Source organism: Trinickia camelliae, assembly GCF_053525655.1.
On record NZ_JBCHAA010000015.1, the window covers coordinates 181,579 to 193,586 of the forward strand.

The window sequence follows — 12,008 nt, forward strand, 5'->3', positions numbered from 1 at the left end:
TACCCCGGCGTATTGCCAGGATTACGCCTTTATTCTGTTGAAACCAGAATTGATTTTAGGAGGCAAGGAGGGAGGTGCAAGGAAAATTAGCTGAGGAAAGTCACCATTCCGGTGTGCAGCTCGTACATCGAGCCCACGATTTTGATTTGCCCTTTCTTTTCCAAATCCGCGAGGATTTCGCTATTTTTGCGGATTTGATCGACGACATACCGGACATTCGACCGCGCGACGGCATCGACAAATTCGGCGTTCTTACTGGTGCGTTCCCCTTGGTAGTCGGTTGCCTGGACCGCCGGCTTGATCGCTTCGAGCACCCCGGTGAGATTGCCGAGTTGCACGTTGTCGATGGCGCCTTTGATCGCCCCGCAGGCGGTATGCCCCAGCACCAGGACGACTTTCGCGCCCACCACCGCGCAGGCGAACTCCATGCTGCCGAGCATGTCCTGATTGGCGATGTTGCCGGCTACCCGCGCATTGAAGGTGTCGCCGATGCCCATGTCGAAGATGACTTCGGCCGGGGCGCGCGAATCGATGCAGCCGAGCACGATCGCCGCGGGGTACTGGCCGGGCGCACTGGAGCGCTTTTGCGCAAGGTAGTCTTGCTCCTTCATTTTTCCGGCGCGAAACCGCGCATTGCCCTTTTTCATCATGTCGATGATCTGATCGGGCGTCAGGGCGTCGCGTTGCGCCTTGGTCAACGCGGCAGCGTTGGCCTCGGCCGGTCCGAATCCGGCCGCGCTCAACAACGCCATCGTGCAAGCACCGGTACCGGCTTTCAGCCACGTCCGCCGTCCGTGGTTGTTGGGATGAGCGTTCAAACAGCAATCTTTATCCGATTCCATGTGAACCTCCATGACAGTTGGCCGCCCCAGCGTGGCTATGGGCTGCCGAGCAGCCCGAATACGGCCACCCCGGTCGTCGTGCCGACGTAGACCTTCCCGTTCGCGATCATCGGCGTGATGAACTTGTTGCCCGCGAACTGATCGCGCGCATTGGCCGCCTGGTTGCTGTTGTACAGCTCGTTCGAGAGATTGGTCGCGTCGTAGGCGTAGAGCGCCGCGATCGTGCCGTTTTGCACCGCCCACACGATCCCGCTCGACGTGCCGTTCGCCGAGATGCTCGGCGTCGCGCCCGGCGAGCCGAACGTCTCGGGTGTCTGGCTGGTCGGGGCTGTCGCCACCTGCGCGTTGCTGATCGGGAACGCCTTGATCTTATCGCCGATCGAGCCGAAGTAGATCGTGTTGTTGAAATAGGCGGGCATGGCGAACTCCGGCCCGACGAGCTGCCCGTTGATCTGCTGATAGATGTTGTTCGTGCTCGCGTTGAATTTGCCCATCGAGTCGCGGTTGACGACGTAGATGATCGAGTCCTTCCCCGCGCCGATCGCGAGATGGTGGACGGCGCCGCTCGAATCGGTGAGATCCGGCAGCACCAGCGCGCCGCCCGAGCCGAGGTCTTCGTCGGCCTGCGATTCGGCGGCCGTGTTGTACATATTGAAGTAGTCGGAGACGGTCAGGCCGCTCGTCGTGCCGAGCTTCAGGAAGGCGTTGCCGTAGTCGCCCAGCGTCGGGAAGCCGCTCGCGGTGAGCGTCGTGTCGAAGGTGCCGTTCGCGTCGAGGAAGTAGATCGACGTGCCGTCCGAGGCCATGCCCGCGCCGCTCATCCAGATCGCGCCGCCGGTGCCGTTCGGCGTGAGGTTCAGCACGCCCGACTGCTGCAGCGTCGTCGCGCTGTAGGCGATCACCCAGCCGTTATACGGCGCGTTGTCGCAGTGCGAGGTCCAGCCCGTGTAGATGTTGCCGTTCAACTCCAGCAGCGACTGGCGCTCCGCATATTGCTGCGGATTGAAGGTGAGCGTGCCGCCCGAGCCGTTGGTGCTGTTGCCGGGATACGTCGCGGTGATCGAAGTCGGACCGCCGAACAGCTCGGCACCCGTCGTGATGTCGAGCGCATGAATGCGCTGGTGATAGGTGCCCGACGCGTCCTTCGACATCGCCACGACATAGATCGCGCCGTTCGTCCCTTTCGTGCGGTCGATGACCGGCGTCGCCGTAATGCCGATCATCGGCGTGATCTGCAAGCAGCCGAGGTTGTCGCCCGCCGTTTCGTTCGCGCCGAGCGTGGAGACTTTCCAGAGCGTGGCGCCGGAGTCGGCGTCGAACGCATACACGCTTGCGTTTTCGGTCGCGACGTACAGCACGTTGTGCTTGCTGCCGCCGATCGTCACCTGCGAGAGATAGAGCGGCTCGGCGTCGATTTTGCCGTCGGTGGTGTCGAAGCCGATCTTGCCGAACGTCGTCGAATTGACGTTGGCGGGCGAAAGGATCGTCTCGGCCAGCTGCTGCCCCGTGCGGCCGATGTCGTTGTGGTAGGTCGGAACGTCGACGGTCGAAGTGGTTGACGAACCGGAAGAGCCGGAACTCGATCCAGAGGCCCCGGAGGAGCCCGAAGTCGAGCCCGAACCCGTGCTGCCACCCGTGGACGCTGACGATGTCGACGGAATCCAGCATGCCTTCGTCACGCCGAAGTCCGGGTCCGTTCCGAACGACGAGTTGTTGCACTTCACGCCGTTCGTAAATGACTTCGTGACGTTGTTGGCCGTCGTGCTGCCGCCGTAGAGAACCGTCATGGTTCCGGTGAACGAGCAAACGGCATTCTCCACTGCGCACTGCGTCCAATTGCCGGATGTGGACGAGCCGGATGAGCCTGAAGAACCGGAGGACCCGGTCGAGCCCGTTGAACCGGTTGAACCTGTTGACCCCGTTGAACCGGAACTCGACCCGGAGGACGACCCCGAAGCCGAACCCGAGCTTCCCCCCGTCGAACCTGACGATGACGACGGAATCCAGCACGCCTTCGTCACACCGTAGTCCGGGTCCGTTCCAAACGACCCGTTGTTGCACGTCACGCCATTCGTAAATGACTTCGTGACGTTGTTGGCCGTCGTACTGCCGCCGTAGAGAACCGACACGGTCCCGGTGAACGAGCAAAAAGCATTCTCCGCTGCGCATTGCGTCAGACTGCCTGATGTGGACGAACCGGATGAACCTGAAGAACCGGAGGAACCCGTTGAGCCCGACGTCGACCCTGATGAGCCCGATGACGTGCCGCCATACCAGCAACTCTTCGAATAACCATAGGCCGGGTCGGTTTTCGACACGGAGCCATTGACGCAATTCACCCCGTTCGTGAACGGCCCGTTGATGTCGTACATCAACGAGGGGTAGGTCGTGCCGAACACGACCGTCGCCGTGCCGGTAAACGAGCAAAACGTCCCTTCCGTTGCGCACAGCGTGTAAGTCACGCCGCCGATGGTTAGCGTGCTTTGCGCGTACCCGCCGATTGAAGCGAGGCTCAACAGCAACGCGGCCACGGGTACGGCAAAACGCATGTGCAGCGCTTTCGGCGAGCCGTGGGGCGGCACAATCGTCGGTTGTAAAAGGGAGGGGGAACCAGAGATCTTGCGCATCGCCGAGCCTCTTTTTCTTAACCCCTTGCGGGGGAATCGAGCAAATGACGCGTTGCTTGTCGACGCTTCGGGTAATCGGCGTGCCGCCATTACCCGTATCAAAGCCGACCTGCCAGAAATCAAACGGACAAATAGATCCACCCGGTCCGAGCCAAGCTCGACCAGGGAATTCAGTTCACGCAGACAATTTCACTTAAACGGATGATGAACGGCGATGCGTCTGGAGCACGTGAGAGTACCTCGCATGCCGACAAAGAACAGAGCAATGGGCTTGGTGCCAAGTCAATATTGCCTATTATTGGCAAGCTTGCCGCAGTATCCAAGGTGATGTGTCAATCGAGCGTATTGATTGGCGGATTTTCTTGACATCTAAGCGGTTGTCCGAAATGAACCGCGCGAAGCTTCTCGAGACCGAGCTACCCCGGCATCAATATTGCGCAGGCTCAAAGGTGCGCCACTGCCCTGCAAATAGTCGTACTAGCTCCAGATCGTGCCGGACGGGACAACGCTTCATCCGCGCGCATCAATACCATATGGATAACGAAGCAAATCACGAAATCTTACATTTACGGCGGATATTGTCGGCGTATGGACACTATCTATCTTGACCGTCAAAACGAGCGGTCACATATTGGTTACGACTTCGCTTCTATCTTGATCATGGACGTTTCAACAGACCCTAGAGTATCGACGACGTGTCGCCAATGTGGTGCTCGCGTATCCGAGGCTGATTCGTTCTGCCCACATTGCGGTCAACGCGTGGCGCCGGCATTCGACCGCATGAGGGAGCCGGCAGGTGGCAGGCGCGCAGAGAGATCGCTCGGCGATGGAATTGGGCTATCACGCCCGACTCCGCTCTTTGCGCCTGCCGGTGCGAGTGCCGGTGCGGGCGCATACAACGAGGAAAGACAAACCAAGCGCCCGGTTCCGCGTCAATGGAGGCTGAACCACACCGGAGGAATCGCCCTGATCATTTTCGTGTTGCTGTTCGGCGCCTATGCGCTGATGACGCAGCACGCCAACAGAACGAGCAGTCGTGAAGAGCCACTGCATACGGTGATCGGACAAGTTACGCCGAGCCGTGGTTCGAACGTGTCCGCTAATGCGGCGCCTGCGCAAGAGACTGCCAAGAATCAAGCCACTGGGACACAAGCACTTTCGACGAATATTCCGGAGTCCTCGCTCCCCCCGGCAGCGCCGTTGCAGGAACCACCGCAACCGGCTGCCTCGTTGACGGCGCCGTCAATCGCTCCACCCGTCGCGCAGCAGCAACTTCCGACGCCTTCGAATTCGTCGGCCGCGCCATTGCAGGAGTCTCCGCAACCGGCCACCTCATTGCCAGCACCACCAGCTGCTCCACCGATCGCACAGCAGCCCCAGGCTCCCGCGCCAAGTGCAAAGGACCATGCGTCGGCCCACGTCGCTCAGCAACCGCCTGCACCCGCTCCAAGTGCAAAAGCTCATGTCCGTGCGCCAGCCGCGTCCCAGCAGCGACTCGCCGACAACCGCTCACACGCGGATGCGCGATCCGCAGCAGCTCCAGCGACACATGAGCCACAGGACAATAATCTGACAGCGCCCTACCTTGCGACCGCTCGATCGGATCTCGATGAAAACAATCTGGCCGGAGCGCGTGCTGCCCTAAGCAAAGCGCTGGACAAAGCCCCCGCTAACAGCGACGCGCTCATGCTGCGTCAGGATCTTGCTTCGCGCGAACACGCACGCGACGCGGCGCTAAATAAAGCTCGCGCCTGTCTCGAACAGCACCAGTGGAAGTGCGCATGGCACAGTGCAGGCAACGCGCTGTCGATCGACTCCAGCAGCACGGAGGCCAGCGCCTTGGAACAACGCTCGCTTGTCAACTGGGGAGAAACCAATCAGGCAGAGGGTCAAAGCCCCAACACCAGCCCCTGACACGAAAGTGTTTCGTCTTGTAACGAATACGAGAGATCGCCGACACCTCAGTCGATAAAACCCGCAGCTATTAATCTACAAATGCGACTTGATCTGTTCCGCAAAGGCGCGAATGACGTCTTCGTTCCGCGATAGAAACATCCACTGGCCCACGCGGGTCGAATCAAGCAGTCCCGCCTCGACCAATGCCGCGATGTGTGCCGAGACAGTCGATTGCGCCAGCCCGCTGCGCGCGAGGATGGCATTCGACGGCACCCCGCGAGCAAGATCGATGTGACCTTGGACAAAGTGCTCCTTGGGGGTTTTCAACCACCTCAACACCTCGCGCCGGAACGGGTTGGCGAGTGCCTTATGAATCAAATTCTCGTCAATCATGGATTTCGACCTGCGCCTCGATAGCAGTCTCAATGCCAGTCGAGCGGCTAGAACATATCCGTAGCACTGTTGCCTCCCACGCCCTGACTACGTGTTTCTTGACCGGCGCGAGACGGAATGAACGGACCAGTGATCATGTTCGCGTAGCTTTGTCCCGGGCCTACCATCGGAAACACATCGGCGTTCTCGTCGATCATCACTTCGAGAAAGGCAGGTCCCTCGAACTCCACGAAGTCCCGCAGCGCACCGTCGAGTTCATCGGTCGCTTGAACGCGACGCGCAAACGCGAAACCATCGGCCAGCGCCGTCATCACAAAGTCCTTGCTATGCAGAGACTTATCGCTGACAAACATCCGCCCTTCATAAAAGAGACGCTGCCACTGCCGGATCATTCCGTCCCCGCGATTGTTGAGCAGCAATACCTTGACGGGGATGCCGTACGTCGTTGCCGTCTCGAGTTCGCCGAGATTCATCCGTATGCTTCCGTCGCCATCGATGTCGATCACGAGGGCGTCCGGTCGCGCCAGTTGCGCGCCGATCGCAGCGGGCAGCCCGAACCCCATCGTTCCCATGCTTCCCGATGTCAGAAAGCTACGAGGCTCGACAAACCCGAAGTACTGCGCGGCCCACATCTGATGCTGGCCGACGCCCGTAGTGATGATCGCTCGTCCGCCCGTGATTTCGCTGAGCTTCTCCACCACCCGCTGCGGCTGAATCGCTGGGCTGTTTCGATCGTAGTTCTGCCCGAACGTCCGCTTCAACTCCGCGACGCGTTCAAGCCATGTCGAAGGCGATGGCGTCGCCGGACTGTGCTCGATCAACGACAGCAACGCGTCTTTCGCATCGCCCACGTGAGCCCAGTGCGCGCGCTTGACCTTGTTGATCTCCGCCTCGTCGATGTCGATATGCGCGACATGGCGAGCACCGGCGGCGAACGATTCAGGCCGGCCGCCGGCAACCCGATCGTCGAACCGTGCGCCCACCGCGATGAGAAAGTCGCAGTCTTCAACGGCGTAGTTGGCGCAGGCGGTGCCATGCATGCCGAGCATGCCGAGATGCAGCTCGTGATGGGCCGGGATGGCGCCAAGCCCCATGAGCGTCGTCACGATCGGAATGCCGTTGCGCTCGGCAAACGCTTGTAGCTCGGCCGACGCGCGGGCCGTGATCACGCCGCCGCCGACATAGAGCAGCGGCCGCTTGCTCTCGCGCAGAAGATAGAAGAACGCGGCGGCCTCGTCTCGTTCGAGACGCGCGCCTCGCGCCACCATGCGGAGACGATCAGCGTAGCCGCGAGAATGCAGCGTGCCTTGCCCGCGATAGGGGCCCTTCCAGTTCTGGATGTCTTTGGGCACGTCCACGACGACCGGGCCTGGCCGGCCAGTGCGGGCAATTTCGAATGCGGTTCGCAGGGTTTGCTCGAGCTTCGCCGGGTCGGTGACCAGGAACACTTGCTTCGCGCACGCCGACATGATGTTGAAGACGGGCGCCTCCTGAAACGCATCGCTGCCGATCGCGGCGCGCGGCACCTGCCCGCAGATGAGCACAACCGGTATCGAATCGCCGTTGCAGTCGGCGATCGGCGTCACGGCATTCGTCGCACCCGGGCCGGACGTCACCATGAAGACGCCGACTTTTCCGCTGGCCCGTGCATAACCCGCGGCCATGAAGCCCGCGGCTTGTTCATTGGCGGGCACGATGAACTTGATCTGACGCTCGGGATGGGCCGCGTTCGTTTCGTTGTGACGAAACACGGCGTCGTACGTCGGCAGAATCGCGCCGCCGCTATAGCCGAACATCGTATCGACGCCCTGCTCGGCAAGTACGCGCAGGATGATGTCGGCGCCCGACAGCATGTCACTCGTATTTGCAGGCGTCGGATCGGCGGGTGTTGCGATGATTGAGTTTTGAGGCATGGCTGGCTCGCGGGCAAACACAACCGGTGTTTGCTGCTGAAAGAATGACGAGAAAGGACGCAACTAAGGACACAACGATTCTGCCAACGATCGGAACCTTGCAGTCCCTTCGTTGCTATGGCACACGGGCCAAACTTAGCCACATTTGGGCCATGCGCTCTGTCTCGACAATGACTGCGTGACGCTTGTGGCGAATTCTTCACCAAGGTCCTCCCTGACGAGAGCCAAAGCCACCCGCATACCGTCGCTCACGCCGCGACACGAGTACAAATTGCCATCCTTCAAGTAGCTTTGATGGCTGATGACGTGCACAAGGGGAAACTCCGAAGAGAGACGCTGTGCGTCGCGCCAATGCGTCGTCAACACGCGATGGTCGGCCAAGCCGGCGCGCGCGATTAGAAACGCCCCGTTGGACACCGACGCGAGCCTTCGCACCCTGCTTCCGGCATCACGAAGCCAGTCCACCAGCTCCCGATGCTCGGGCTCCGGACCAACGGCCGGCGACCCCGGCACGACGACGGTATCGAATGAAGTACACACATCCGACAGAGACTCGGTCGTGCGCACCGCCACGCCATTCGAGCACGCGACGGGCCCCCGGGATGGCCCGACGAGATGCTGCTCGTACAGCATTGCGCCGCTCAGACGATTCGCTTCGTGGAATACGTCCATCGGGCCCGTCACTTCGAGCAGACGGAATCCCTCATACAGCATCATCGCTACTTGCATATGCCGTCGCTCCGGCTACATTCATGAAGCCAAGTCTATTCAGACGGCACGGGCGAGGGAACAAGCGGTTGTCGCCGTGCTGGGCCAATCGAGTTCAGATTTGGGCCAACGTGCGTTTGACCTCTCCCCTGTTCAATCCATTGATGACTCGCACTCACAACACAGTTTCAGCCCAGTGCGTCCCTGTTTTCAGGCTGTTGCGGTAATCTCGGTCACCGATCGTCGTTAGGACGATTCACTCCATGAAGGTCACGGCATGAAAGTCGCCATTGTCATATTCGATGGTGTCCAAGCACTCGATGTTGCGGGACCCCTCGACGTGTTTGCGGAAGCCAACACGATCCTCACTGCTGAGCAGAAATATGAAGTCACTCTGGTAGGCCCCAAGGCCGGCCCCGTGACCTGCTCGAACGGGATGGGGCTTTCCGTGCCGTACAGCTATGCGGATCTCGACACGCAATGGGACCTGCTGCTGATCGCAGGCGGGCCGCAATTGCCCGACGTTCAGCTTCCAGATGATTTTCTGACGTGGTTGCAGAATCAGGCACGCGACGCCGCGCGATTCGGCTCCATTTGCAATGGGGCATTCGTGCTTGCGCACGCGGGACTGCTCGACGGCAAGGAAGTCACGACTCACTGGGCGGACGCGGGCCGCCTTGCCCACGAATTTCCGCAAGCGCGTTTGCAGCCCGACAAGATCTTCGTTCGCGACGGACGCCTCATTACGTCGGCGGGCGTGACTGCCGGCATCGATCTGTGCCTGTCGCTGGTCGCCGAAGACTGGGGACACGAAGTGGCGGTGCGTGTCGCCAAGCGTCTGGTCGTCTATATCCAGCGCGAAGGCGGTCAATCTCAGTACAGCCCTTATATGGGAACCGGCAGGGACGAAGATCCGATCATCGGCAAAGTGCACCGGTATGTGACCGAGCATCTAACCGACGCGCTTTCGATCGAGCAGCTCGCGGACGCAGTCGGCGTGAGCCGGCGGACCTTCTCGCGAGTCTTTGCCAAGTACGCGAAAGTGACACCGTCCGCGTTTGTCGAGCAGGTTCGCGTCGACAGCGCGAGGAAGCTGCTCGAAGATTCGGATGCGCCGCTGAAGACCGTTGCCTATAACTGCGGCTTCCGCAGCGCAACGCATATGCGCACGACGTTCTCCCGGCGGCTGGAAGTCACGCCGAAACAATATCGGCAACGATTCCGCGGCGATGCGGCAGGCGCGCAGGTCTCGCTTCAATGAGCAGCTCACCCGAGACTGATGTCGATTTGCCTCAAGCGCTTCCCGATCTCCTTGAACCGAACCTGTCGTTGGTATTTTGCGGAATCAACCCAGGTCTTCGCGCGGCATCGACAGGTCATCACTTTGCGGGCAGAGGCAATCGATTCTGGCGAGTCCTGCATCTTTCCGGCTTTACCTCCGAACAAATCCGGCCCGAAGACGATCACACGATTCTTCGCTATGGCTGCGGTCTGACAGCGGTCGTCCCGCGACCCACAGCACAAGCCGCCGACCTCTCACGATCGGAGATTGAATTGGCCGGGGAGGTTTTTCGGAGAAAGATCGAGCGATACGCGCCGCGCCACATCGTTTTCCTCGGCAAGATGGCCCTTGCGGCGATCTCCGGTACACGCGATATCGAGTGGGGGCAACAAACCGAGCCCTTCGGCGGCGCATGCGCATGGGTCGTCCCGAATCCAAGCGGGCTGAATCGAGCGTTCGACCTCGATGCGCTCGTGACCGCCTACCGCGAAGTACGCCTTGCGGTAGCGTCCTCCGCCTGAAGCTGCGGGTTTTGGCGCAGCGTCTCGGTCACGTATTCCACGAAAGCGCGAATCTTGCCGCTGGTGCTGCGCCGCTCGACATGCAGCAGACTTACCGGCGCCGACTCGGGCTCGAATGACGTCAAAATCGGTTGGAGTTTTCCATCGGCTACCTCCGGCGCCGCCTGGTACGACAGCAACTGCGTGATACCCACCCCTTCGGCGGCGGCTAGGATGGCGGCGGGAGCGAGGTCGACCACCATCCTCGGCCTAACTCTGGCGGGCAGCCTCGAACCGTTTTCGTTGAACACCCACTCGAGCGGTTGCGAGACGCCGGTGAAAGACACGCAGTGGTGATTGATCAGATCCCTGGGGTGATCGGGTTCCCCACGCTCGGCCAGATACGAGGGCGCCGCGTACGTCCGGCGCCGCACATAACCCAACGGAATGGCGTAGGTCGAGGAGTCTCCGAGGTGGCCGATACGGAGCGCCACATCCACCCCTTCCTCTAGAAGCCGCGTGGTTCGATCGGCGTACACGGCATTGATGGTGACGTCGGGATAACGCAGTGCGAAAGCGTTGATCAGAGGCGCCACGTACCGCTGGCCAAACAGGACCGGTGCGGAAACGGTCAACGTCCCGACGGGATTGAGTGGATCGGCCGCAATGCTGGCTTCCGCGTCCGTGATGGTGTCCAGCACTTTCCTGCAGGCTTCCAGGTAGGCCATGCCCGCATCCGTCGGACGAACCGTTCGCGTCGTCCGGGCGAGCAGTTGCGTGCCGAGACGCGATTCGAGTGAATTGACCGCTCGCGAGACTCCGCCGGGCGACATGTCGAGCTTGTCGGCCGCGGCAGTAAAGCTGCCTCGGTCAACGATGGCGACGAAGATCTCCATCTCGCGCAATTTGTCCATTTCGCCTCCGCCCCCGATCGCCGCGTTCACTCGCGGTGATTCTATTCGATCGGTACTCACAGGACTCTTTCAGGCCGTGATGGCAATCGGAACGGCATTTGGCCGGTTGGCAAAAATCGCAAATTCATTGGCCCAATAGCAACTAGCTTGGGCCCCTATGAATTGGGGCTTTCCCCGACAATCTCTTCACGCCGCTTCACTCACCAACCGAAAGAGGTCCACATGTTTGCCGCAATGCTCGAAGTCAACCCGAAGCCCGATCAATTCAACGCGTATCTCGGCATGGCCAAGATGCTGCGCCCTGAAATCGAGAAGATCGACGGGTTCATCGACAACAATCGCTACGCCAGTCTCACACGCGAGGGATGGCTGCTGTCGCTGTCGAGCTGGCGCGACGAGAAGGCGCTCGTGCGCTGGCGCAGCCAGCAGGCCCACCACAAGATCATGCAAGCCGCGCGCGACCGGGTGTTTTCCGACTACCGCTTGCGTATTGGCCAAGTCCTCAGCGACAACCAGCTGCCTGAAGGACACGCGCTGATCGAGCAACGGATGGATGTCACCGAGACGGGCCGCGGCACCGCAGTGACCGTGCATCAAGGGACATTCGCGCCGGACTGGGTCAAGCAAGCCGGCGCGGAAGCGGTGGCGAAAGCGCTGGGCGTCGATACGAACGCGCCTGGCCTCGTTGCCTGGGATGCGTACGACGCACTGGCGACGCCGGGCGACGCGATCGCGGTGGTGACGTGGCTCGACCAGGCAGCGGCCGAAGCGTTCGAACGCGATGCAGCGGCAGCAGATGGCCCGCGCCGTCGGAGCGTACGCATCATCCGCGAGTACGGCATGTTCGATCGCCGCGAAGCGCCGCAGTTTTTCGCAGAGGCACAACGCTCGCAGTAATTCAGCTGCGCCCGTCATCGATGTGATTCGATAGGA

General features: G+C 60.9%; 11 protein-coding genes. 5 read left to right on the top strand and 6 right to left on the bottom strand.

The annotated features are described in order from the left end of the window. Positions 1 to 86 precede the first annotated feature (86 nt). A complete protein-coding gene (locus tag AAHK20_RS23975) occupies positions 87 to 854 on the bottom strand; it encodes a carbonic anhydrase family protein (RefSeq protein ID WP_449183988.1) in 768 nt (255 codons plus the stop codon). Positions 855 to 877: 23 nt separating this feature from the next. Beyond that, complete coding sequence (locus tag AAHK20_RS23980; RefSeq protein WP_449183989.1) at positions 878 to 2,629, bottom strand: PQQ-binding-like beta-propeller repeat protein; 1,752 nt, start codon at positions 2,627 to 2,629, stop codon at positions 878 to 880. Here AAHK20_RS23980 and AAHK20_RS23985 point away from each other — a divergent pair. Together AAHK20_RS23985 and AAHK20_RS23990 are read left to right on the top strand one after the other, a co-directional pair. Then, a complete protein-coding gene (locus tag AAHK20_RS23985) occupies positions 2,628 to 2,870 on the top strand; it encodes a hypothetical protein (protein WP_449183990.1) in 243 nt (80 codons plus the stop codon). The genes AAHK20_RS23980 and AAHK20_RS23985 overlap by 2 nt on opposite strands. 1,187 nt (positions 2,871 to 4,057) lie before the next feature. After that, positions 4,058 to 5,383 (top strand): zinc ribbon domain-containing protein, encoded by a 1,326-nt coding sequence (locus AAHK20_RS23990; RefSeq protein WP_449183991.1) that lies wholly within the window; start codon positions 4,058 to 4,060, stop codon positions 5,381 to 5,383. A gap of 75 nt (positions 5,384 to 5,458) precedes the next feature. Here the strand turns inward: AAHK20_RS23990 and AAHK20_RS23995 are convergent, their stop codons facing one another. From AAHK20_RS23995 to AAHK20_RS24005, 3 genes are all read right to left on the bottom strand, one after another. Beyond that, a complete protein-coding gene (locus tag AAHK20_RS23995; protein WP_449183992.1) occupies positions 5,459 to 5,758 on the bottom strand; it encodes an ArsR/SmtB family transcription factor in 300 nt (99 codons plus the stop codon). A gap of 47 nt (positions 5,759 to 5,805) precedes the next feature. After that, a complete protein-coding gene (gene ilvB / locus AAHK20_RS24000; RefSeq protein WP_449183993.1) occupies positions 5,806 to 7,671 on the bottom strand; it encodes a biosynthetic-type acetolactate synthase large subunit in 1,866 nt (621 codons plus the stop codon). A gap of 135 nt (positions 7,672 to 7,806) precedes the next feature. Continuing rightward, positions 7,807 to 8,400, bottom strand: a complete 594-nt coding sequence (locus AAHK20_RS24005) for a GlxA family transcriptional regulator (protein WP_449183994.1) — start codon at positions 8,398 to 8,400, stop codon at positions 7,807 to 7,809. A 256-nt stretch (positions 8,401 to 8,656) separates the two neighbouring features. Between AAHK20_RS24005 and AAHK20_RS24010 the strand changes: the two genes are divergently transcribed. Next, positions 8,657 to 9,640, top strand: a complete 984-nt coding sequence (locus AAHK20_RS24010) for a GlxA family transcriptional regulator (protein ID WP_449183995.1) — start codon at positions 8,657 to 8,659, stop codon at positions 9,638 to 9,640. Next, complete coding sequence (gene mug, locus AAHK20_RS24015; RefSeq protein ID WP_449183996.1) at positions 9,637 to 10,182, top strand: G/U mismatch-specific DNA glycosylase; 546 nt, start codon at positions 9,637 to 9,639, stop codon at positions 10,180 to 10,182. Before AAHK20_RS24010 ends, mug begins: the two co-directional genes overlap by 4 nt. Here mug and AAHK20_RS24020 read toward each other — a convergent pair. Then, entirely contained in the window at positions 10,143 to 11,075 is a 933-nt protein-coding gene (locus AAHK20_RS24020) for a LysR family transcriptional regulator (protein ID WP_449183997.1), read from the bottom strand. The genes mug and AAHK20_RS24020 overlap by 40 nt on opposite strands. 222 nt (positions 11,076 to 11,297) lie before the next feature. Here AAHK20_RS24020 and AAHK20_RS24025 point away from each other — a divergent pair, with 222 nt between their 5' ends. After that, positions 11,298 to 11,972, top strand: a complete 675-nt coding sequence (locus AAHK20_RS24025; RefSeq protein WP_449183998.1) for an antibiotic biosynthesis monooxygenase family protein — start codon at positions 11,298 to 11,300, stop codon at positions 11,970 to 11,972. Positions 11,973 to 12,008: the final 36 nt, after the last annotated feature.